23 protein-coding genes are annotated in these 20,150 nt (G+C 70.2%); 10 read left to right on the top strand and 13 right to left on the bottom strand.

Annotated features, from left to right (window positions below; genetic code table 11):
* Positions 1 to 66 precede the first annotated feature (66 nt).
* Positions 67 to 1,434, top strand: coding sequence for a YibE/F family protein (locus ABII15_RS19440; RefSeq protein ID WP_353943602.1), 1,368 nt, complete (start codon positions 67 to 69; stop codon positions 1,432 to 1,434).
* Between the two features lie 72 nt (positions 1,435 to 1,506).
* Here the strand turns inward: ABII15_RS19440 and ABII15_RS19435 are convergent, their stop codons facing one another.
* The 4 genes from ABII15_RS19435 to ABII15_RS19420 form a co-directional block, all read right to left on the bottom strand.
* Positions 1,507 to 1,974, bottom strand: a complete 468-nt coding sequence (locus ABII15_RS19435) for an SsgA family sporulation/cell division regulator (RefSeq protein WP_353943601.1) — start codon at positions 1,972 to 1,974, stop codon at positions 1,507 to 1,509.
* Positions 1,975 to 2,074: 100 nt separating this feature from the next.
* Positions 2,075 to 2,854, bottom strand: coding sequence for a helix-turn-helix domain-containing protein (locus ABII15_RS19430; RefSeq protein ID WP_353943600.1), 780 nt, complete (start codon positions 2,852 to 2,854; stop codon positions 2,075 to 2,077).
* A 164-nt stretch (positions 2,855 to 3,018) separates the two neighbouring features.
* Entirely contained in the window at positions 3,019 to 3,237 is a 219-nt protein-coding gene (locus ABII15_RS19425; RefSeq protein ID WP_353943599.1) for a DUF5326 family protein, read from the bottom strand.
* Between the two features lie 166 nt (positions 3,238 to 3,403).
* Entirely contained in the window at positions 3,404 to 3,721 is a 318-nt protein-coding gene (locus ABII15_RS19420) for a cupin domain-containing protein (RefSeq protein WP_111663088.1), read from the bottom strand.
* A gap of 72 nt (positions 3,722 to 3,793) precedes the next feature.
* Here ABII15_RS19420 and ABII15_RS19415 point away from each other — a divergent pair, with 72 nt between their 5' ends.
* From ABII15_RS19415 to ABII15_RS19395, 5 genes are all read left to right on the top strand, one after another.
* Complete coding sequence (locus ABII15_RS19415) at positions 3,794 to 4,171, top strand: phage holin family protein (RefSeq protein ID WP_353943598.1); 378 nt, start codon at positions 3,794 to 3,796, stop codon at positions 4,169 to 4,171.
* 9 nt (positions 4,172 to 4,180) lie between these two features.
* On the top strand, positions 4,181 to 4,681 hold the full coding sequence (locus ABII15_RS19410) for a low molecular weight protein-tyrosine-phosphatase (protein ID WP_353943597.1): 501 nt from the start codon (positions 4,181 to 4,183) through the stop codon (positions 4,679 to 4,681).
* Positions 4,678 to 5,826 (top strand): cystathionine gamma-lyase, encoded by a 1,149-nt coding sequence (locus ABII15_RS19405; RefSeq protein ID WP_353943596.1) that lies wholly within the window; start codon positions 4,678 to 4,680, stop codon positions 5,824 to 5,826. The genes ABII15_RS19410 and ABII15_RS19405 overlap by 4 nt, the downstream gene beginning before the upstream one ends.
* A 247-nt stretch (positions 5,827 to 6,073) precedes the next feature.
* Positions 6,074 to 6,979, top strand: a complete 906-nt coding sequence (locus ABII15_RS19400) for a LysR family transcriptional regulator (protein WP_353943595.1) — start codon at positions 6,074 to 6,076, stop codon at positions 6,977 to 6,979.
* A 59-nt stretch (positions 6,980 to 7,038) separates the two neighbouring features.
* Entirely contained in the window at positions 7,039 to 7,521 is a 483-nt protein-coding gene (locus tag ABII15_RS19395; RefSeq protein WP_353943594.1) for an NUDIX hydrolase, read from the top strand.
* A gap of 40 nt (positions 7,522 to 7,561) precedes the next feature.
* Here ABII15_RS19395 and ABII15_RS19390 read toward each other — a convergent pair whose 3' ends face one another.
* Positions 7,562 to 9,013, bottom strand: coding sequence for a globin domain-containing protein (locus tag ABII15_RS19390; RefSeq protein ID WP_353943593.1), 1,452 nt, complete (start codon positions 9,011 to 9,013; stop codon positions 7,562 to 7,564).
* Positions 9,014 to 9,661: 648 nt separating this feature from the next.
* Between ABII15_RS19390 and ABII15_RS19385 the strand changes: the two genes are divergently transcribed.
* Positions 9,662 to 10,528: a GNAT family N-acetyltransferase gene (locus ABII15_RS19385; protein ID WP_353943592.1), complete on the top strand. Its 867-nt coding sequence runs from the start codon at positions 9,662 to 9,664 to the stop codon at positions 10,526 to 10,528.
* Between the two features lie 101 nt (positions 10,529 to 10,629).
* Here ABII15_RS19385 and ABII15_RS19380 read toward each other — a convergent pair whose 3' ends face one another.
* Complete coding sequence (locus ABII15_RS19380) at positions 10,630 to 11,052, bottom strand: heme-binding protein (RefSeq protein ID WP_353943591.1); 423 nt, start codon at positions 11,050 to 11,052, stop codon at positions 10,630 to 10,632.
* A 72-nt stretch (positions 11,053 to 11,124) separates the two neighbouring features.
* Positions 11,125 to 12,330: an MFS transporter gene (locus tag ABII15_RS19375; protein WP_353943590.1), complete on the bottom strand. Its 1,206-nt coding sequence runs from the start codon at positions 12,328 to 12,330 to the stop codon at positions 11,125 to 11,127.
* Positions 12,331 to 12,475: 145 nt separating this feature from the next.
* Here ABII15_RS19375 and ABII15_RS19370 point away from each other — a divergent pair, with 145 nt between their 5' ends.
* The gene (locus tag ABII15_RS19370; RefSeq protein ID WP_353943589.1) at positions 12,476 to 12,934 is read left to right on the top strand and encodes a MarR family transcriptional regulator; all 459 of its coding nucleotides are present in this window, start codon (positions 12,476 to 12,478) and stop codon (positions 12,932 to 12,934) included.
* 9 nt (positions 12,935 to 12,943) lie between these two features.
* A complete protein-coding gene (locus tag ABII15_RS19365) occupies positions 12,944 to 13,396 on the top strand; it encodes a GNAT family N-acetyltransferase (RefSeq protein WP_353943588.1) in 453 nt (150 codons plus the stop codon).
* Between the two features lie 54 nt (positions 13,397 to 13,450).
* Here the strand turns inward: ABII15_RS19365 and ABII15_RS19360 are convergent, their stop codons facing one another.
* Together ABII15_RS19360 and dnaB are read right to left on the bottom strand one after the other, a co-directional pair.
* Positions 13,451 to 14,833, bottom strand: a complete 1,383-nt coding sequence (locus ABII15_RS19360) for a serine hydrolase domain-containing protein (protein WP_353943587.1) — start codon at positions 14,831 to 14,833, stop codon at positions 13,451 to 13,453.
* 81 nt (positions 14,834 to 14,914) lie between these two features.
* Complete coding sequence (dnaB, locus tag ABII15_RS19355; protein WP_353943586.1) at positions 14,915 to 16,387, bottom strand: replicative DNA helicase; 1,473 nt, start codon at positions 16,385 to 16,387, stop codon at positions 14,915 to 14,917.
* A 461-nt stretch (positions 16,388 to 16,848) separates the two neighbouring features.
* Between dnaB and ABII15_RS19350 the strand changes: the two genes are divergently transcribed.
* Complete coding sequence (locus tag ABII15_RS19350; protein ID WP_353943585.1) at positions 16,849 to 18,186, top strand: MATE family efflux transporter; 1,338 nt, start codon at positions 16,849 to 16,851, stop codon at positions 18,184 to 18,186.
* A 146-nt stretch (positions 18,187 to 18,332) separates the two neighbouring features.
* On the opposite strand, the gene rplI is transcribed toward ABII15_RS19350, so the two are convergent.
* From rplI to rpsF, 4 genes are all read right to left on the bottom strand, one after another.
* Positions 18,333 to 18,779 (bottom strand): 50S ribosomal protein L9, encoded by a 447-nt coding sequence (gene rplI / locus ABII15_RS19345; protein WP_351449385.1) that lies wholly within the window; start codon positions 18,777 to 18,779, stop codon positions 18,333 to 18,335.
* An 18-nt stretch (positions 18,780 to 18,797) separates the two neighbouring features.
* Complete coding sequence (gene rpsR, locus ABII15_RS19340; RefSeq protein ID WP_003949403.1) at positions 18,798 to 19,034, bottom strand: 30S ribosomal protein S18; 237 nt, start codon at positions 19,032 to 19,034, stop codon at positions 18,798 to 18,800.
* A 60-nt stretch (positions 19,035 to 19,094) separates the two neighbouring features.
* A complete protein-coding gene (locus ABII15_RS19335) occupies positions 19,095 to 19,700 on the bottom strand; it encodes a single-stranded DNA-binding protein (RefSeq protein ID WP_353943584.1) in 606 nt (201 codons plus the stop codon).
* Between the two features lie 72 nt (positions 19,701 to 19,772).
* Positions 19,773 to 20,063 carry a 30S ribosomal protein S6 gene (gene rpsF, locus ABII15_RS19330; protein ID WP_010353482.1) on the bottom strand — a complete coding sequence of 97 codons (291 nt, stop codon included), beginning with the start codon at positions 20,061 to 20,063 and terminating at the stop codon, positions 19,773 to 19,775.
* Positions 20,064 to 20,150: the final 87 nt, after the last annotated feature.

Raw genomic sequence — 20,150 nt, 5'->3', positions numbered from 1 at the left:
TCCACGCTAGCGCCCCTTCGGACGCGTTGAACAGAGGGCCCCTGTCGTTCTTGCGATGATCGGTCGGTGACCACCACCCAGCAACCGCCTCCCCCGCCCCAACCACCCCACGGAAACGGCCCGTCCGGGGAGGGGCACGGCCATTCCCACGGCCACTCCCACAGCCACGGCCCGGCCGCACCGGTCTCCAGGCATCTGCGGAAGGTCATCGCGGCGGTCCTGATCCCGTTCTCCGTCGCGGTGGTGGTGGGGCTCGCGGTGCTGTGGCCCGGCGGCGCACCGCCCCACGAGCGCACCGGAGTCGGCTTCGACCGCCAGACGCAGCAGGCCACGGTGGCCCAGGTCGAGAAGGTCCCCTGCGCGTCCGTGAACGCCTCGGGGGACACCCCGACCGGCGACACCTCCACGGCCGAGGGCTCCGCCGCGCAGCAACAGGCCCGCGGCACCTGCGAGAACGCGACGATCCGCATCGACACCGGCAAGGACAAGGGCCGTACGTTCACGGAGGTGGTCCAGCCGGACTCGCCGCGCCAGTTGCACCAGGGCCAGAAGGTGATCGTTGCCTACGCGCCGGACGCCCCGGAGAATCTGCAGTACTCGGTCACCGATGTGAACCGCAAGATCCCGATGGTGCTGCTGGCCGGGATCTTCGCCCTGGCCGTGGTGCTGGTCGGCCGTATGCGGGGCGTCATGGCGCTGGTCGCGCTCGCGGTCAGCTTCGGGGTGCTGACGCTGTTCATCCTGCCCGCGATCCTCCAGGGCTCGAATCCCCTGGTGGTGGCGGTCGTCGGGGCCAGCGCCATCATGCTGATCGCGCTCTACATGTGCCACGGTCTGTCGGCGAGAACCTCCGTCGCCGTCCTGGGCACCCTGGTCTCCCTGGTGCTCATCGGTCTGCTGGGCTCGCTCTTCATCGGCTGGGCCGCGCTGACCGGCAACACGGACGACAACACCGGTCTGATCCACGGGCTGTATCCGCACATCGACATGAGCGGCCTGCTGCTGGCCGGCGTCATCATCGGCTCGCTCGGGGTGCTCGACGACGTGACGGTCACCCAGACCTCGGCGGTCTGGGAACTGCACGAGGCCAACCCGTCGATGGGCTGGCGGGGACTGTACCGCGCGGGCATCCGGATCGGCCGCGACCACATCGCGTCGGTCGTCAACACCCTGGTCCTGGCGTACGCGGGCGCGGCGCTGCCGCTGCTGCTGCTGTTCTCGATCGCGCAGAGCAGCGTGTCGGACGTGGCCAACAGCGAGCTGGTGGCCGAGGAGATCGTCCGCACGCTGGTCGGCTCGATCGGCCTGGTCGCCTCCGTGCCGGTGACGACGGCGCTGGCCGCCCTGGTGGTCTCCGCCGACCGCCCGGGCCCCCAGGCCCCTGCCGGAACCGCTCCTGCACGCGGTGGCAGAGGCCGACGACGCAAGGTGTGAGCGCGGTACTGCTCGGGTGCACCGCGCTGCTGAAGCGTTCCGTCGAGGTCGTCGAGGCCAGGCGAGGGGGAGTCAGCCGGCGCTCTGCTCCTCGGCCAGGATCCGGTCGAGCGCCTCGTCGAGGTCGGCCTCGAAGTCGGCGAGCGCCTGCTCGTGACCGAGCGGCACCAGCTTGTCGGTGCGGTCGAGGAAGGCGATGATCGGCGCGACCCCGGCCCGGAACAGCGCCTGATCGCTGCCGACCTGGAGCCTGATGTGGACCTCGCCGGGCAGCTCGGTGGTGACCCCACCGCCCGCCGGCTCCACGGGGGAGACCCGCACATCGCCGTCGCCGGTCGCGCCGTTGACCCCGTCGACGAGGAGCTCTCGGCCGAACGCCCAGGTCACGGGCGCGTCACCTGGGAGATGGAAGGTCAGCCGCACCGCGTACGGATCGGTGGACTCGTATCGGAGCTCCACCGGAATACGGAAAGCGAGCTCCTCGGAGACGAGGAAGCTCATCATGACTTCTGCCTGGACTGCTTGTACCGACTCGCGCATCGCCTACCCCGTCAACTTGCCGTCGATTGGCCAGGAATGACCTTCCTGACACTGCTGGCATCTTGCTCAACGTACACGGGGGATCACAAGGAGTGAGTTTTCAGATGCTGATAGAGAAGGCGAGTGTCCCTACCAGCCTGCCGATCTCGCTCTGCAACTGACGGGCCGCGGGAAGCAGCTTCTCGAACTGATGGGAAGGGAGAGAAATGGCCAACGTCGCGGCGGTGGAACCGACAGTGATCGGGAACGCGGCGCAGGCCGAGCCGAGCGCGTACTCCTGCCGCTCCACGACCGGCTCCATGCGCTCAAGCGCACCGAGTTTCCGCAGGAGAGCGACGTCGTCGCGCGGCGAGTAGGGGGTGAGGGAGGAGACGGGATAGCGGTCGAGATGGTCCCTGCGCGCGGCCTCGCCGAGCTGGGAGAGCAGGCACTGGCCCACGGCGTGGGCATGGCCCGTCTCACGGAAGTCGGCCCATTCCTCGACGGCCGGACTGGCCGGAGTGTCGGCGACCGCGACGACCTCGATCTCGCCGTCGCGGTAGACCGCGAAGTAGACCGGCACGCCCAGCGTGTCGCGCCAGTGCTCCATCGCCTCGATGATCATGCTGCGACGTTTCTGCTGCGCTCCGCTGCTGCTCAGACGCTCGGTTGCGTCGCCGAAGACGAAGACGCCCTTCTCCTTGCGGAGGTATCCCTCGTGGGTGAGCGTGCGCAGCAGGTGGTAAGCCGTGGGCAGGGCGAGGCCCGCCTCCCTCGCGAGCTGCTTGGCGGGCGCCCCCTCGTCGTGCGAGGCGACCGCTTCGAGCAGACGCATCGCTCTCTGGACGGAGCCGATGAGCGTCGTCTGCGGGGTGGCGGGTGCGGGATCAGCCGTGGCCAAGGTGTACTCCCGGTGCGCATGGGTCCCCCCGCGTATCCGGGGCTCACGGGGGCAAAGCAGTCGGATTCTGGACTTTAGCCCTTGGCCACCGCCTGGTCGGGCCCGGAACCGAAACTTCCCCCGGTCGTGCGAACCGGTTCACCGCGCGAGGACGTGCCCCGCGATCACCAGTCGCTGCCTCGCGAGGACGAGGAGCCCGCCATGAACCGCCGTACGAGATAGATCAGTCCGCCGACCAGCGCGGCGAAGATCAGCACCTTGAAGAGCAGCCAGACCACGAAGCCGACGACGCTGGCGATCAGCCCGCCGAACACGACCAGGGCGATGACCGGCACCGCGACCCACTTCACCCACCACGGCATGCCCGCGAATATCTCCCGCATCGCCATCGCTCCTTCTCCGTGTCCCGAGCCGGGACCCCTCCGAGGCCCCACGTCGGGACGCTGCTGTCTTCCTGCCATGAATGCTGGCACGCCGGACCCGCGAACGGGGGCCCGCGAGCCCTTGTCCTCCCCTGACCCGACCCTTAGGGAACCCCCGGGTCCGCGGTCAGCCCTCCGGAGGGGAGAAGACCACGAGCACCCTCAGGTCCTCGCTGATGTGGTGGAACTTGTGGGCGACGCCGGCCGGGACGTAGACGACGCTGCCCCGTCCGACCTGCGTGGTCTCCATGCCCACGGTGATCGAGGCGCGGCCGCTGACCACCAGGTAGACCTCGTCCTGCTGGTGCGGCTGCTGCGGGTCGTGCTCCCCCGCGTCCAGCGCGTAGAGCCCGACCGACATGTTCCGTTCACGCAGGAACTGCAGGTACGCGCCGTCGTTGGCGGCGCGCTCCGCCTCCAGTTCGTCCAGCCGGAATGCCTTCATCGCCCTCGTCGTCCCCACTGTTCACACTCGTCGCCGGCCGTGTCACCGGTGTCGTCTGCCACGATCAGACACATGATGAATTTCGTAGTCAAGACGATCGCCAACGCGGGCGCCCTGGCCGTGGCCGTCTGGGTGCTCGACAAGATCACGCTGACCGGGGACAGCACGCCCAAGAAGATCGGCACGCTGGTCGTCGTCGCACTCCTCTTCGGCCTGGTCAACTTCATCGTGAAGCCGATCGTGAAGGTGCTGACCTTCCCGCTCTTCATCCTCACGCTGGGCCTGATCACGCTGATCGTGAACGCCCTGATGCTGCTGCTGACCTCGTGGCTGGCCGGGAAGCTGGACCTCAGCTTCCACGTGGACGGACTGTGGACCGCGGTCCTCGGCGGACTGATCATCTCGATCGTCTCCTGGGCGCTGAACCTCGTCCTGCCCGACGAGGACTGAGCCGCCGCCATGACCACGACACCCTTCCGCGTCTGTTTCGTCTGCACCGGCAACATCTGCCGCTCGCCCATGGCCGAGCACGTCTTCCGCCGCCATGTCGAGGAGGCCGGGCTCGACGGCATCGTCGAGGTCGACAGCGCGGGCACCGACGGCTGGCACGAGGGCGACGGCGCCGACCCGCGCACCGTCCGCGTGCTCCAGGAGGGCGGTTACACGAGCGCGCACACGGCCCGCCGGTTCCAGCGCGACTGGTTCGACCGGCTCGACCTGGTGATCGCCCTCGACTCCGGCCATCTGCGGACGCTGCGCAGACTCGCCCCGACGCCGCGGGACGCGGACAAGGTGCGGCTGTTGCGGTCCTACGATCCCGCGGCCGACGACCTCGACGTGCCCGACCCGTACTACGGCTCCATGGACGGATTCGAGGAGTGCCTGAAGATGGTCGAGGCGGCGAGCGACGGGCTCCTCGACGCGGTGCGTGAGGGTGTGGAGGGGCGGGGAACGGCATGACGGCCACGGGAGGGACGGAGCGGCCTCCGGCGAACGGGGACGGGACGCGCGCGGTCAGGGCCGGCCTGCCCGAGCCGGTGAAGAACGAACCCACCCTCCCCGGGCCGGTGTTCGCCGCACACTTCCACCTTCCCGGCGATGTGTCAGGGCCCTACACGTACGGGCGGGACGAGAACCCGACCTGGACCCATCTCGAACGCGCCATCGGCGAGTTGGAGGCGCCGGGTCCGGCCGCCGTGCCGTGTCTGACCTTCGCCTCGGGCATGGCGGCCATCTCCGCCGTGCTGTTCTCGCAGCTGCGCGCGGGCGACGCGGTGGTCCTGCCGTCCGACGGCTACCAGGTCTTCCCGCTCGTGCGCGAGCAGCTCACCGCCTACGGCATCGAGGTCCGCACCGCGCCGACCGCCGGGGACGCCCAGCTCGACGTCCTGGACGGGGCGCGGCTGCTGTGGCTGGAGACGCCGTCCAACCCCGGGCTCGACGTCTGCGACATCCGCCGGCTCGCCGACGCCGCTCACGCGCGCGGGGCGCTGGTGGCCGTCGACAACACCCTCGCCACGCCGCTGGGGCAGCGACCGCTGGAGCTCGGCGCGGACTTCTCCGTGGCCAGCGCCACCAAGCAGCTCACCGGCCACGGCGATCTGCTGCTCGGGTACGTCGTTTGCGCGGACGCCGGTCCGGCCGCCGCGGTGCGGCGCTGGCGCAAGATCGTCGGGGCGATCCCCGGGCCGATGGAGGCCTGGCTCGCCCACCGGTCGCTCGCGACGCTGGAACTGCGGGTGGCCCGGCAGAACGCCAACGCGCTGGCGGTGGCGCAGGCGCTGCGCGGGCGCGTCACGGGCCTGCGCCACCCCGGGCTGCCCGATGATCCCTCGCATGCCGTCGCCGCCCGTCAGATGCGGCGCTTCGGCTGCGTCGTCTCCTTCGAACTGCCCACGCGCGCGCGGGCCGAGCGTTTCCTCGACGCGCTCGATCTGGTCGACGAGGCGACGAGCTTCGGGGGCGTCCGGTCGACGGCGGAGCGCCGCGGTCGCTGGGGCGGGGACGCCGTCGCGGACGGCTTCATCCGCTTCTCCGCGGGTGCCGAGGACACCGAGGACCTGGTGGCGGACGTACTACGGGCGCTGGCGGAGTCCTCGGGCTGACCCGGACCGCCCCGGGCCGGCGTCCGTCCACGCCGGCCGCCGCGGCCGTCTAGTACCGGACTACGTAGAACGGACGGTCCGAGCCTCCCCCCTCGTGGCTCGGACCGTCCTCGGTTCTGCGCGCGAAGAACCGCGCAAACAAGGCTAGTTGACTCTGTGTCAGTGTCCAATCACCGTAGCGACAGAAAGCTATCGACATATTTATAGTTGAGCGCGGCCCGGAGGCCGGGAGGGAAGGGGTACCGCCATGGATCTCGCCCTGCTGCGCACCTTCGTGACAGTTCACCGAGCCGGGTCGTTCACCCGGGCCGCCGCTCTGCTCGGTCTCTCGCAGCCGGCCGTGACGTCCCAGATACGCACGCTGGAGCGGCAGTTGGGGCGGCCTTTGTTCCTGCGCCAGGCGCGCGGTGTGACGCCCACGACGATCGGCGACGAGCTGGCGCACAAGGCAGCGCCGCATCTCGACGCGCTCGTGGAGATCACGGAGACCGGGCTCGACGAAGAGTCCAGCGTCCGCACCCTGCACCTCGCGGGCCCGCCGGAGTTCACCGCGGAGCGCGCGCTCCCCGCTCTCACCGCACTGACCAGGAACGACGGACAGAGCATCGCTCTGCGGGCCTCGTTCGGTACGGCCGAGGAGACCTTGGAGGGGCTCGCCGCCGGGCATCACGATCTGGCCATCACGACGGCCCGCCCGCGGGGCACCCTGCTCACCGCGACTCCGCTCTGCGACGAGGAGCACGTCCTGGTCGCCGCGCCGCGCTGGGCCGCCCGGATCGGCTCCGGCCGGCTGCACCGCGACGCGGCGCCCTCACTGGAGCGGTTCCCGGTGGTCGAGGTGCACGAGTCGCTGCCCCTGGTCACCCGGTACTGGAGCGCGGTCTTCGACTCACGGCCCGCCGTCGCCGGGACGGTCGTCGTCTCCGATCTGCGGGCGGTGCTGTCCTGCGTGATCGCGGGCGCCGGGCTGGCCGTCCTGCCGCGCTATCTGTGCGACCCGGCGCTCGACCGGGGCGAGATCGTCGCCCTGCTGGATCCTCCGGTGCCACCGCTGCGTACGTACTTCCTGGTCGTACGCACCGGCACCTTCGCGCTGCCGCACATCGCGCGGGCGCACGAGTGGCTGCTGCGCGCTGCCGTCGACTGGTCGTGAAGGGGGGCGGCGATCGGTGTGGATGTTTCACGTGGAACCAACCGGGCCACATTTCTCCCATGACCGTCCGACCCGTGGTCAAGCGCACCGCACGCGCCGTTCTGCTCGACGGCGACGACCTCATCCTGATCAAGCGGACCAAACCCGGTGTGGATCCGTACTGGCTGACCCCCGGTGGTGGGGTGGAGCCCGAGGACGCCACCGTGGTGGACGCCCTGCACCGTGAAGTGCACGAAGAGCTCGGCGCCAAGGTCGTCGACGTGGTGCCCTGCTTCGTGGACACCGTCGAGCACATCGGCGAGGACGCGAGCACCACCGGGGTGAAGGTCCAGCACTTCTTCGTCTGCCGTCTGGAGTCCATGGACCTCGGCCAGCGGCACGGCCCCGAGATCGACGAGCCCTGCGGCGAGTACGAGATCGTGCGGGTGCCGTTCACCCGCGTCGGCATCGCCTCGGTCCATCTGGTGCCGCTCTCCCTGCGGCACTTTCTGGACGGCAACATCGAGGGCGTACGAGCGATGCACGCGCCCGATCTGGGCTGACACCGCCGGGACGCTTCGCCGGGCGGTGGCCGTACGGCCGTCAGGTGGCGGCCGCGACCAGCTCCTCGATCGAGTCGTGGCGGATGCGGTCGCCGGGGATGCCGACGGAGCGCAGGGCGTCGACACCGCTGCGGATCATGCCGGGCGGGCCGGAGAGATAGGCGTCGTACTCGTTCCAGGGGCCGTACTCGCGGACCGCGTCCGGCAGTTGGAGATGGTGGGCCTGCCGGTCGACGATCGGGCGGACCGAGAGCCAGTGGTGGCTCTGCTGGAGGCGCAGCATCGTGTCGATGTCGTACAGGTCGTGATCGGTGCGGGCGCCGTAGAACACCTCGACCGGGCGCCGTCTGCCGTGCTCGGCGACATCCTCCACCAGGGCCTTGATGGGCGCGATGCCGGTGCCGCCGCCCAGGCAGAGCAGGCCGCTGTCGGTGTTGTGGTCGACCGTCATGGAGCCGGCGGGCGGGCCGAGCCGCAGGACGTCGCCGGGACGGGCGCGGTGCACCAGCGCGTTGGAGACCCAGCCGGCCGGGACCGCCTTCACGTGGAACGAGAGCAGCCCGTCGGAGCGGGGCGCCGACGCGAAGGAGTAGTGCCGCCAGATCCGCGGCCACCACGGTGTCTCCAGCGTCGTGTACTGGCCCGCGAGGAACGGGTAGGGCTGGTCCGGCCGCACGGTCACGACGGCGATGTCGGGGGTGCGCAGATCGTGCGAGACGACCTCCGCCAGCCACCAGGCGGGGGCCTTCAGCTCGTCCTCGGCCGCCGCGTCGATCATCACCTGGGAGATCGTCGTGTAGGTGCGGACCCAGGCGGCCTCGGTCTCGGCGGACCATGTGGTCTTCGCGTACTGGGTGAGCGCCGCGATGAGGCATTCGCCGACGGCCGGGTAGTGCGCGGCGTGCGTGCCGTACTTGCGGTGGCCCCGGCCCAGGTTCTTCAGGTACGGGACCAGTACGAGCTTGTTGTCGACGTGCTCGGCGGCGGTGAGCAGCGCCCTCAGGAGCCGGTCGCGCTGGGTGTCCATCGCGGCGGGGAAGAGCGGGCGCAGCTCCGGGTGGCGCACGAAGAGCAGGGCGTAGAAGTACGAGGTGACCTGATCGGCGACGGGGCCGATCTCCTCCATCGTGCGGCGCACGAGGATCGCGTCGGGGGAGGCGGTGTCGCGGAGCGAGCGCGGGGGGCGCGGTTCCGCGGAGGGACCGACGGGGGCGGTGGGCCCGGCAGCGGCAGTGGGCCCGGCCGTGGCGGCGGGGGCCGCGTGCGGCGGCTCACGGTGGCTGCGGGGCTCGGGTATTCGGCCCTCGTCCGCCCGCTGCCGGGACGGATCGTGCGTGGGCCTGCCCACGGGGTGTTCGGGGCCGGCCCGGCGGTCGTCGGCGTCCTGCCGCTCGGGACCGCTGGTCTCGGGATCCGGGGTCTTCCGCGGCGTGAACCAGCCGCCCCCGCCGTCCGAACCGGAATCGGCCGACGTAGTGGTCGGAGCGTCCATGCTGTGCCTCGCCTCGAACATCTTTCGGTCGGTCTACGAACTTCTCTGCTCCCCGGCACTCTCCCGAGCCCCTCGTGAGCTGAAGTCTTGCGGTTTCCCCCGTGTGGTTCGACTAGTCAATGCGGCCCACATTGAACACTGCATTTCGACTTGCTACGGACAAGTAAGGCAAGAATGTGACATTGTCCGCAGTCCCCTCTTCGCAGCTTGCCACCTGGCGCCATTGCACGGCGTGCAAAGCGGAAAGCGCAGGTCTTCGATCTTTCCGTGCGGTTAGGCTGCGTCGGCCTGCGTGTGCCGCGGCCTGCCGCTCCCGCCTCGGCCCGTCCGGTCCGGACAGGAACCGGAGTCGACCCTACCGGCAGCCGGGCACATCCCGGCCACCTCCCGTCCCGACTACCGATTTGCCGGATCTCGCGGGCAATGCAATTGCCTCAATTCCCGGTCGTGCCGCACCAATTCGTCCGTCTTCCGCAGATCGCTTCCGGCAAGGGGGACGCCGGGCGCCCGGGGTTCGTTTCACGTGAAACTGCGGCCCGTTCCGCACGGCCGGGCCGGGGCCGGGGCGGGCCGACGTGGCCGAAAGCACCACGTCACTGCGGGCAAAGTGGTGGACGGCACGGGGGCAAGTCCGACAGCCTGACCTGCGTGTCGACACCTTCCCTCTCCGGTTTGCCCATTCGCCGTCTCACTCGTGGCGACGTCTCCGCCTGCGCCGATCTCTCGGAGGACCGCGGCTGGCCCCGCGAAGAACACAAATGGGGCCTGCTGCTGAGCGCCGGCACCGGCTACGGCATCGACGACCCCGACGGGGGACTCGTCAGCGCCTGCGTGGTGACGTCGTACGGGCCTGCCGAGCGGCCCGAACTCGGCGCGGTCGGCATGGTCCTGGTCGCCGAACGCCATGCGCGACAGGGGGTCGGCAGGCGCCTGATGCACTACGTCGTCGAGCAGGCGGGCACCACTCCGCTGACCCTGCACGCGACACCGAACGGGCAGCCGCTCTACGAGGAACTGGGGTTCAAGGTCACCGGCCGGGCCGAGATGGTGAGGGGCCGCTTCACCCCCGGTGGCACCGCCCCGGGCGTCGCCACACGCCCGGCCACCGCCGAGGACCTTTCGGCGATCCTGCGCCTGGACGCCGAGGTGTTCGGCCCCGACCGCACGCATGTCATCACGCGGCTTCCCGCCTTCTCCGACCAGCTGCGCGTGGCGGAGGAGGACGGCCGGCTCATCGGCTACGCGGCGCTCTGGCCCAACATGGACACCCATGTCGTCGGCCCGCTGATCGCCCGCGACACCGAGACCGCGCAGGCTCTCGTCACCGCCCTCGCGGCGGGCACGGACCGGCCGCTGCGCACCGACGTCGACGTCCGCCACGAAGAGCTGCTCGCCTGGCTGAAGGAGCGCGGCCTCGAAGGCGTCGCGTTCAACGCGGTGATGAACCACGGCGCACCGGACCTGCCCGGCGACTGGACCCGCAGGTTCGCCCCGCTGACGGTCGCGGCGGGCTGAGGCGGCGCCCACGGACCGGCACCCACGGGTTCCGCAACCGGATCAGCCCCCCAAGGACCGCCGCTGTGCGACGGCTTGGGGGCTGATCCGGTGATGGGGGCTCAGGCGAGGGTGCTGACGGCCTCCGTGGCGAACCCGTGGTCCTGCTCGGGTGCGCCGCCGCCGACACCGACGGCGCCGATGAGGCGGCCGTCGCGGTGGACCGGCACACCGCCGGCGATGAACAGCAGCGGCTGGTCGAGAGCGGTGGGCAGGGTGTGGAACGGCCCGTCCGGCTTGACCAGGTCGACGAGGTCGGCCGTGGGGGCGTTGAGCTGCAGCGCGGTGTACGCCTTGCGGGTGCTGGTCTCGCCGGAGATGAGGACGGCACGGTCGTCGCGGCGGAACGCGAGGAGGTGGCCGCCCGCGTCGAGGACGGTGACGCTGACGGTGACTCCGGCGGCCTCCGCGGCCCGGCGGGCGGCGGAGACGAGCGTCTCGGCGTCGTCGATGGTCAGCGGGGCGACAGCGGTGGGGGTGCTCATGGGGTGATGCTCCTTGCGGGGTGGTGCGGGTGGTCGGGACCGACCCAGGGGGCCCGGGGCCGGTGCGCGGGGTCAGATGTGGACCGGCTCGGCGTGCCGCTCTTCGGCGGCCGCGGCCGCCGGGACCTGGGCGGGCGTACGGCGCTCCAGGAAGGCCGACAGGATGGCGAGGACGAGGGCGCTCGCCGCGAGGACGGCGCCGACCCAGTTGGGGGCGGTGTAGCCGAGCCCGGCGGAGATCACCAGGCCGCCGAGCCAGGCGGAGAGGGCGTTGCCGGCGTTGAAGGCGCCGATGTTGACGGCCGAGGCGAGCGTCGGGGCGCCGGAGGCGTGGTCGAGGACCCGCTTCTGCAGCGGCGGCACCGTCGCGAAGCCGAGCGCGCCGATCAGGGCGATGGTGATCGCGGCCAGGACCTTGTGGTGCGCGGTCACCGTGAACAGCCCGAGGACGAGGGCGAGGGCGCCCAGCGACACGTAGAGCATGGGCATCAGCGCGCGGTCGGCGAACTTGCCGCCGACCAGGTTGCCGCCGACCATCCCGAGCCCGAAGAGGACCAGCAGCCAGGTCACGGATCCCTCGGCGAATCCGGCGACGTGGGTCATCATCGGCGTGATGTAGGTGATGGCCGCGAAGACTCCGCCGAAGCCGAGCACGGTCATCGCCATGGCGAGCAGGACCTGCACGTTCTTGAAGGCGGCCACCTCGTGGCGCAGTCGCACGCCCTCCGGCTTGGGCAGGTCGGGTACGAGCTTGGCGATACCGGCGAGCCCGAGGACGCCGAGCGCGGCGACGACCGCGAACGTGACACGCCAGCCGACGGACTGGCCGATGAGGGTGCCGAGCGGGACGCCGACGACGTTGGCCACGGTCAGGCCGGTGAACATCATGGCGATCGCGCCGGCCTTCTTGGCCGGGGCCACCAGTTCGGCGGCGACGACCGAGCCGATGCCGAAGAACGCGCCGTGGGCGAGCGAGGCGACCACCCGGCCGATCAGCATGACGGCGAAGACGGGCGCCACGGCGGAGAGCAGGTTGCCGACGATGAAGAAGCCCATCAGCACCATCAGCATCCGCTTGCGCGGGATACGGGTGCCCAGGACGGTCATCAGCGGGGCGCCGAGCATCACGCCCAGGGCGTAGCCGGTCACCAGGAAGCCTGCCGTGGGGATGGAGACGCCGAAGTCACCCGCGACCTGTGGGAGGAGTCCCATGATCACGAATTCCGTGGTTCCGATCCCGAAGGCCCCGATCGCGAGAGCCAGAAGCGCGAGAGGCATGGGGGTTCACCTTCCCAGATTGTTGCGGGTGCGCTTTACGAGATCTCACAATAATTGCAGACGCTGGTTAATTGCAAACGCGGGCAATCTCGATCCATCGACTACCCTGGTACGCATCCACTCCGGGACGGAGGATCCACGAGCCATGACCGCCACAGACCCCGCACTCACCGCCCTCTCCCAGGGCTGGTGCGCCCTCTCCCTGCTCCACGGACGGATCGAGGCGCACATCGAGCGCGCTCTCCAGGCCGGACACGGCCTGAGCGTGCGCGAGTACTCGCTGCTCGACGTCCTGAGCCGGCAGCACGACGGTGAGGGCGGGCATCTCCAGATGAAGCAGGTCGCCGACGCCGTCGTCCTCAGCCAGAGCGCGACGACCCGACTGGTCACCCGCCTCGAGGACCGCGGCCTGCTCCAGCGCTACCTGTGCCCCACCGACCGGCGCGGGATCTACACCAACGTCTCCGAAGCCGGTCTGGCGCTCCTGGAAGAGGCCCGCCCGACCAACCAGGCCGCCCTGCGCGAAGCCCTCGACACCGCGGCCGAGGACCCGGAACTCGCCCCACTGGTCAGGGCCGTCGAGGAACTGCGCGTCCCCGCCTAGGCTGCGGGCATGGGAGATCTTGAGATAAGAGCGGCCGCGGCCGAGGACGTACCGGCGATCGTCGCGATGCTGGCGGACGATGCGCTCGGCGCACAGCGGGAATCACCGGACGACCTCGCACCGTACCTCGCCGCGCACGCCCGGCTGACCGCCGATCCGAACCAGCACCTGGTCGTGGCCGTCCGTGAGGACCGGGTCGTCGGCACCCTGCAGCTCACCGTCATTCCGGGGCTCTCCCGCAAGGGCTCCACCCGCTCGATCATCGAGGGCGTACGCGTCCACTCCGACGAGCGGGGCAGCGGGCTCGGCACCCAGCTCATCAACTGGGCCGTCGACGAGTCGCGGCGCCAGGACTGCCGGCTGGTGCAGCTGACCTCCGACGTCACCCGCACCGACGCCCACCGGTTCTACGAGCGGCTCGGCTTCACGGCGTCCCACGTGGGGTTCAAGCTGCAGCTGTGACAGAGGGGTGCGGGGGCCGTTTCACGTGAAACGGCCCCCGCACCCGGACGACGCTCAGCCCGGGAGCCCCCGCCACCCCTCCGGGTCCACTCCGCCGGGCACCGGCGCGTCCACGTCGTAGGGCTGCCGGGTGAAGACGAACGACCCCAGGTCGAGATGGCTCACCGATCCGTCGGGCCGCCGCACGGCCCGCAGCGGCTCCCCCGCGTAATAGCCGTCCAGGCCGGTCCAGGTGCCGTCGCCGTTGGCCCGGAACCGGGAGCGGCGCCCCCCGCCGGCCACCGGCCCGAGCACGACGGCGCCGTCCGCCGCCAGACGCAGCGCCACGATCTGCGTGCCCCAGTACCAGGGGCCCGCCAGCTCCAGGACCGCCGGATCGACCTCGGGCAGCGGACGCCACGGCTCGGGGAGGCGCGGCTCGGCGTCGGCGACGGCGCCCAGCAGCTCGGCGGCGACGGTTCCCGCGGCCACACCGGACGTGCAGTTGGCCAGGACGACCGCCGCCAGCCCCTCCTCCTCGCTCAGCCACAGACCCGCCACGAACCCGGGCAGCGATCCGGTGTGCCCGGCCAGGATCCGTCCGTCCCTGCGCACCACCTGCATACCGAGGCCGTACGACGTCTCCCAGTCGCCGGACAGGGTCGGCGCGGCCGGGGTACGCATCTCCCGCACCGATTCCGCGCTCAGCACCCGCTCGTCGCCCGTGGTGAGGAAGCCCGCGAACACCGCCAGGTCCCTGGCCGTGGACCACAGTTGGCCGGCCGGTGCCATCAGGCCGAGATCCTCGCTCGGCTCCGGCAGCAGCACATCGGCGTACGGGTGCACGGCCCAGCCACCCGCATGCGGCATCTGCGGCCGGACGCCGGTACGGGTCAGCCCGAGCGGTTCGAGGATCTCCGTGCGCAGGACCTCCTCCCAGGTGACACCACGCACCGCCTCCACCAGCGAGCCCAGCAGCGTGTAGCCGGGGTTGGAGTAGTGGTGGCGGCGCCCGACGGGATGCCGGAAGGGCCGCTCGCCGAGGACATCGGCGAGGGTCGGCCGCAGCGCGGCGGACGACCTCTCCCACCACTCGCCCGGTGTCTCGGCCGCCAACCCGCCGGTGTGCGCGAGGAGTTCGGCGACGGTGACGTCTCCGGCACCGGTTCCCGGAAGGTGCTTCTCCAGCGAATCACTCAGATCGAGCAGCCCCTCGTCACGCAGCCGCAGCACCAGCACGGCCGTGAACGTCTTGGTGATCGACCCGATCCGGTACTGCACGTGCTCGTCGGGTCCGTGCCCGTCCACCGAGGTGCGCGACCCGGCCCACACCACCTCACCGTCCCGGGCCACCGCGGCGACGAGCGAGGGCGCGCGTCCCTCGCTCTGGGCGACGGCGACGCGGTGCAGGAGACCACGGCGCGTACTGGGCAACAGCTCTTCTGAGGGTGAGGTCATGCGCCCAGTCCACCGTGCGGGTCCGGCCGCGTCGACCCGTTTTCACCAGCGGCTGATCAGCTCAAGCCGGACGGCCCGTCATCACGTCTGTGCCATGTCCACGAAGCGCGAGTAGTGGCCCTGGAAGGCGACCGTGATCGTGGCCGTCGGGCCGTTACGGTGCTTGCCGACGATGATGTCGGCCTCGCCCGCGCGCGGTGACTCCTTCTCGTAGGCGTCCTCGCGGTGCAGCAGGATGACCATGTCGGCGTCCTGCTCAATGGAGCCGGACTCACGCAGGTCGGAGACCATCGGCTTCTTGTCGGTGCGCTGCTCGGGACCACGGTTCAGCTGCGAGAGCGCGATCACCGGGACCTCGAGCTCCTTGGCCAGCAGCTTCAGGTTTCGGGACATGTCCGAGACCTCCTGCTGACGGCTCTCGGAGCGCTTGGAGCCACCGGCCTGCATCAGCTGCAGATAGTCGATGATCACGAGCCGGATGTCGTTGCGCTGCTTCAGGCGGCGGCACTTGGCGCGGATCTCCATCATCGACAGGTTCGGGGAGTCGTCGATGTAGAGCGGCGCGGCCGAGACCTCGGGCATCCGGCGCGCGAGCCGCGTCCAGTCCTCGTCGGTCATCGTGCCGGACCGCATGTGGTGCAGGGCCACCCGCGCCTCGGCCGACAGCAGACGCATCGCGATCTCGTTGCGCCCCATTTCGAGGGAGAAGATGACGCTGGGCAGGTTGTTCTTGATGGACGCCGCCCGCGCGAAGTCCAGCGCGAGCGTCGACTTACCCATGGCGGGACGGGCCGCGATAACGATCATCTGGCCCGGGTGCAGACCGTTCGTGAGCGAGTCGAAGTCGGTGAAGCCGGTCGGCACACCGGTCATCTCGCCGCTGCGCGAGCCGATCGCCTCGATCTCGTCGAGCGCGCCCTCCATGATGTCGCCGAGCGGGAGGTAGTCCTCACTGGTGCGCTGCTCGGTGACGGCGTAGATCTCCGCCTGCGCCTTGTTGACGATCTCGTCGACGTCGTCGTCGGCCGCGTATCCCATCTGCGTGATCCGCGTGCCCGCCTCGACGAGCCGGCGCAGAACGGCCCGCTCGTGCACGATCTCCGCGTAGTACTCGGCGTTCGCCGCCGTCGGGACCGTCTGGACGAGGGTGTGCAGATACGATGCGCCGCCGACCTTGTTGATCTCGCCGCGCTTGGTCAGCTCGGCGGCGATGGTGATCGGGTCGGCCGGCTCGCCCTTGGCGTAGACGTCGAGGATCGCCTGAAAGATCGTTTCGTGGGCGGGCTTGTAGAAGTCGGCGCCCTTGAGGACCTCGACGACGTCCGCGATCGCGTCCTTGGACAGCAGCATGCCGCCGAGCACGGACTGCTCGGCGTCAAGATCCTGCGGCGGTACGCGCTCGAACGTGGCGGGTCCGTCGTCCCAGCCGCTGTCCTCTCGGCCCCGCTCGTGCTGGTCACCCCGGCCGCCGCCGCGGCGCGGCCGGGAAGGGGGCAGACGATCACTGGGACCGCTGTCGGCCCAGGGGTCGTCCAACGGCTCGGAGATACTCACCGGGCCACCTCCTCCCGTCCGCCGAGCGGACCTCGCCGTGCCCATCATTCCTACGGCACGACACTGACAAATAAAGAGGCCCGACTCCGGTTCTGACGCGTCGGATATGTGCAGGTTTCCGAGGTCGGCGGAGACAGTGGGCGCCGCTCCACCGTAGGCGTGTCCGCACCGTCAGCCAATCTGGTTATCCACAGGCTCTGTGGAAGACGACCCTCTCCCTGTGGAGAACTGGGGAAATCCTGTGCACGACCCGGTGGACAGGCCTGTGAACAAGCCCTCAGCGATTCCCGCGCAACCCACTTGACCTGCGCGTATCCCATCCACTGGCTGTGCAGGAGAAAAACTTTCCCAGTCGGACCAAGATCTCCGCGAGCGACGTTCGGCACCGTACGAGAGCCCGCTCGAAGTAAGGGTCTCAATGCCATTGCATCTCTTACCTGTGGAAGATTAGATTGGTGCTCATGACACAGGCTCCAGTGACGCCCAAGGCCGCCAGACGCCGGCACGACCGAGAGATCGTGGCTCTCGCCGTTCCCGCCTTCGGCGCACTCGTCGCGGAGCCCCTCTTCCTCATGGCCGACAGCGCCATCGTCGGCCACCTCGGCACCTCCCAGCTGGCAGGGCTCGCCGTCGCCTCGGCGCTGCTGACCACCGCGGTCAGCGTCTTCGTCTTCCTCGCCTACGCCACCACCGCGGCCGTGGCCCGCCGGGTCGGCGCGGGCGACACCCGGGCCGCGATCCAGCAGGGCATGGACGGCATCTGGCTCGCGCTGCTCCTGGGCGCCGCAGTCGTCGCGGTCGTCCTGCCCACCGCACCGGGCCTGGTCAGTCTGTTCGGTGCGTCGGACACAGCCGCTCCGTACGCGACCACCTATCTGCGCATCTCCACTCTCGGCATCCCCGCGATGCTCGTGGTCCTGGCCGCCACGGGTGTCCTGCGCGGCCTCCAGAACACCAAGACCCCGCTGTACGTGGCCGTCGCCGGCTTCGTCGCCAACGGCGTGCTCAACCTCGCGCTGGTCTACGGCGCCGGACTCGGCATCGCGGGCTCTGCCTGGGGCACGGTCATCGCCCAGTTCGGCATGGCCGCGATCTACCTGATCGTGGTCGTCCGCGGGGCCCGCCGACACGGCGCCTCACTGCGCCCGGACCTGGCAGGCATCCGCGCCTGTGCTCAGGCAGGGACCCCGCTCCTCGTCCGCACCCTCGCCCTGCGCGCGGTCCTGATGATCGCCACGGCGGTCGCGGCCCGGCTCGGTGACGCGGACGTCGCCGCCCACCAGATCATCCTGTCCCTCTGGAGCCTGCTGGCCTTCGCCCTCGACGCCATCGCCATCGCGGGTCAGGCCATCATCGGCCGCTACCTCGGAGCCGACGACGCCGAAGGAGCCCGTGATGTCTGCCGCCGCATGGTGCAGTGGGGCATCGCGGCCGGGGTCGTCCTCGGCGTCCTGGTCGTGGTCACGCGCCCGCTCTTCGTCCCGCTGTTCACGAGCGACCCGGTCGTTCAGGACGCGGCGCTGCCCGCTCTCATCGTGGTCGCGCTGTCCCAGCCGATCTGCGGCATCGTCTTCGTCCTCGACGGTGTCCTCATGGGCGCCGGCGACGGCCCGTACCTGGCCTGGGCCATGCTGATCACCCTGGCGGTCTTCACCCCAATCGCGCTCCTGGTCCCGGTACTGGGCGGAGGGCTCACGGCGGTCTGGGGAGCCATGACGCTGATGATGGCGGTCCGCATGGCGACGCTCTGGGTCCGCTACCGCTCCGGCCGTTGGGTCGTCACCGGCGCGACGCGCTGACCGACCCGGGGCAGCCCGCCGTTTCACGTGAAACGGCGCAACCGGACGCACTCCCGGCGTCACCACTCGCACCCCGACACGCATGTGGGGCCGCACCCCGAAGGGTGCGGCCCCACATCTCGCTTCAGCGCTGCTCAGGGCAGTGCTCAGGCAGCGACGACCTCGACGTTGACCTTGACGGACACCTCGGGGTGCAGACGCACGGTCGCCTCGTGGGCGCCCAGCGTCTTGATCGGCGAGCCCAGCTCGACACGGCGCTTGTCGACCTTCGGGCCACCCGCGGTCTCGATCGCCGAAGCGACGTCGGCCTGGGTGACGGAGCCGAAGAGACGACCGGCGTCGCCGGAGCGGACGGCCAGACGGACCTTGACGGCCTCGAGCTTGGCCTTGACCTCGTTGGCCTGCTCGATCGTCGCGATCTCGTGGATCTTGCGGGCGCGGCGGATCTGCGCCACGTCCTGCTCGCCACCCTTGGTCCAGCGGATCGCGAAACCACGCGGGACCAGGTAGTTGCGGGCGTACCCGTCCTTGACGTCGACGACGTCGCCGGCGGTGCCGAGGCCAGAGACCTCGTGGGTCAGGATGATCTTCATTGTTCGGTCACCCTTCCCTTATCGCGCGGTGGACGTGTAGGGCAGCAGCGCCATCTCACGGCTGTTCTTGACGGCCGTGGCGACGTCACGCTGGTGCTGCGTGCAGTTGCCGGTCACGCGGCGGGCACGGATCTTGCCGCGGTCGGAAATGAACTTCCGCAGCATGTTCGTGTCCTTGTAGTCCACGTACGTGACCTTGTCTTTGCAGAAAGCGCAGACCTTCTTCTTAGGCTTGCGCACAGGCGGCTTCGCCATGGTGTTTCTCCTGTGTGATCAAGAAGTGTGGGTGCGAGCCCGGCCCCGAGGGGCGCGTCCCTAGAAGGGGGGCTCGTCCGAGTAGCCGCCGCCGGAGCCGCCGGAGCTTCCGCCCCAGCCGCCACCGCCGCCGCCCTGCTGGCCGCCGCCGGAGGGCGAACCGGTCGCCCAGGGGTCGTCGGCGGGAGCACCGCCGCCGCCCTGCTGCTGACCGCCGCCGGAGCCACCGCCCCAGCCGCCGCCCTGCTGGCCGCCGCCACCGCCGCCGCCGTAACCGCCCTGGCCACCGCGACCGCCACCGCCACTGGTCTTGGTGACCTTGGCCGTGGCGCTGCGCAGGCTGGCGCCGACCTCGTCGACGTCCAGCTCGTAGACCGTGCGCTTGACGCCCTCACGGTCCTCGTAGGACCGCTGCTTCAGCCGGCCCTGCACGATGACGCGCATGCCTCGCTGGAGCGACTCCGCGACGTTCTCCGCCGCCTGACGCCAGACCGAGCAGGTCAGGAACAGGCTCTCGCCGTCCTTCCACTCATTGGTCTGCCGGTCGAAGGTGCGGGGAGTGGACGCGACACGGAACTTCGCGACCGCCGCACCGGAGGGGGTGAAGCGCAGCTCGGGGTCGTCGACAAGATTGCCGACGACCGTGATGACGGTCTCGCCTGCCATGGGGTACCTCTCGGCGGGTTTGCTGCGGACTGCTTGCTGCTACTCGAATCCCGAGTGGCTGAACCGGGAGGTTCAGTGGGTCTCGGGGCGGAGGACCTTGGTCCGGAGGACCGACTCGTTCAGGTTCATCTGGCGGTCGAGCTCCTTGACGATCGCGGGCTCAGCCTGCAGATCGATGACCGAGTAGATGCCCTCGGGCTTCTTCTTGATCTCGTACGAGAGACGACGACGGCCCCAGGTGTCGACCTTCTCGACCTTTCCGTTGCCCTCACGGACGACGGAGAGGAAGTTCTCGATCAGGGGGGCGACAGCGCGCTCCTCCAGATCGGGGTCGAGGATGACCATCACCTCGTAGTGACGCATGTGGAACCCACCTCCTTTGGACTCAGCGGCCACGGTCGTTCCGTGGCAGGAGGGTTGTTATGCGTGAGCAACGGTATCGGCCACCAC

This window comes from Streptomyces sp. HUAS MG91, from assembly GCF_040529335.1.
GTDB lineage: Bacteria > Actinomycetota > Actinomycetes > Streptomycetales > Streptomycetaceae > Streptomyces > Streptomyces tabacisoli.
The sequence above is the reverse complement of the archived record's forward strand: the minus strand, read 5'-3'. Positions and strand labels throughout refer to the sequence as shown.

Excerpts from the sequence above, each read along its gene's own strand:
- ABII15_RS19435 (WP_353943601.1), bottom strand. The coding sequence starts at position 1,974 with ATGCGCGAGTCGGTACAAGCAGTCCAGGCAGAAGTCATGATGAGCTTC.
- ABII15_RS19420 (WP_111663088.1), bottom strand. The coding sequence starts at position 3,721 with ATGAAGGCATTCCGGCTGGACGAACTGGAGGCGGAGCGCGCCGCCAAC.
- rpsF (WP_010353482.1), bottom strand. The coding sequence starts at position 20,063 with ATGCGTCACTACGAGGTGATGGTCATCCTCGACCCCGATCTGGAGGAG.
- ABII15_RS19395 (WP_353943594.1), top strand. The coding sequence starts at position 7,039 with ATGACCGTCCGACCCGTGGTCAAGCGCACCGCACGCGCCGTTCTGCTC.
- ABII15_RS19380 (WP_353943591.1), bottom strand. The coding sequence starts at position 11,052 with ATGAGCACCCCCACCGCTGTCGCCCCGCTGACCATCGACGACGCCGAG.
- ABII15_RS19370 (WP_353943589.1), top strand. The coding sequence starts at position 12,476 with ATGACCGCCACAGACCCCGCACTCACCGCCCTCTCCCAGGGCTGGTGC.
- ABII15_RS19350 (WP_353943585.1), top strand. The coding sequence starts at position 16,849 with ATGACACAGGCTCCAGTGACGCCCAAGGCCGCCAGACGCCGGCACGAC.
- ABII15_RS19360 (WP_353943587.1), bottom strand. The coding sequence starts at position 14,833 with ATGACCTCACCCTCAGAAGAGCTGTTGCCCAGTACGCGCCGTGGTCTC.
- ABII15_RS19410 (WP_353943597.1), top strand. The coding sequence starts at position 4,181 with ATGACCACGACACCCTTCCGCGTCTGTTTCGTCTGCACCGGCAACATC.
- ABII15_RS19365 (WP_353943588.1), top strand. The coding sequence starts at position 12,944 with ATGGGAGATCTTGAGATAAGAGCGGCCGCGGCCGAGGACGTACCGGCG.
- ABII15_RS19415 (WP_353943598.1), top strand. The coding sequence starts at position 3,794 with ATGATGAATTTCGTAGTCAAGACGATCGCCAACGCGGGCGCCCTGGCC.
- ABII15_RS19425 (WP_353943599.1), bottom strand. The coding sequence starts at position 3,237 with ATGCGGGAGATATTCGCGGGCATGCCGTGGTGGGTGAAGTGGGTCGCG.
- rpsR (WP_003949403.1), bottom strand. The coding sequence starts at position 19,034 with ATGGCGAAGCCGCCTGTGCGCAAGCCTAAGAAGAAGGTCTGCGCTTTC.
- rplI (WP_351449385.1), bottom strand. The coding sequence starts at position 18,779 with ATGAAGATCATCCTGACCCACGAGGTCTCTGGCCTCGGCACCGCCGGC.
- ABII15_RS19400 (WP_353943595.1), top strand. The coding sequence starts at position 6,074 with ATGGATCTCGCCCTGCTGCGCACCTTCGTGACAGTTCACCGAGCCGGG.
- ABII15_RS19390 (WP_353943593.1), bottom strand. The coding sequence starts at position 9,013 with ATGGACGCTCCGACCACTACGTCGGCCGATTCCGGTTCGGACGGCGGG.
- ABII15_RS19405 (WP_353943596.1), top strand. The coding sequence starts at position 4,678 with ATGACGGCCACGGGAGGGACGGAGCGGCCTCCGGCGAACGGGGACGGG.
- ABII15_RS19335 (WP_353943584.1), bottom strand. The coding sequence starts at position 19,700 with ATGGCAGGCGAGACCGTCATCACGGTCGTCGGCAATCTTGTCGACGAC.
- ABII15_RS19375 (WP_353943590.1), bottom strand. The coding sequence starts at position 12,330 with ATGCCTCTCGCGCTTCTGGCTCTCGCGATCGGGGCCTTCGGGATCGGA.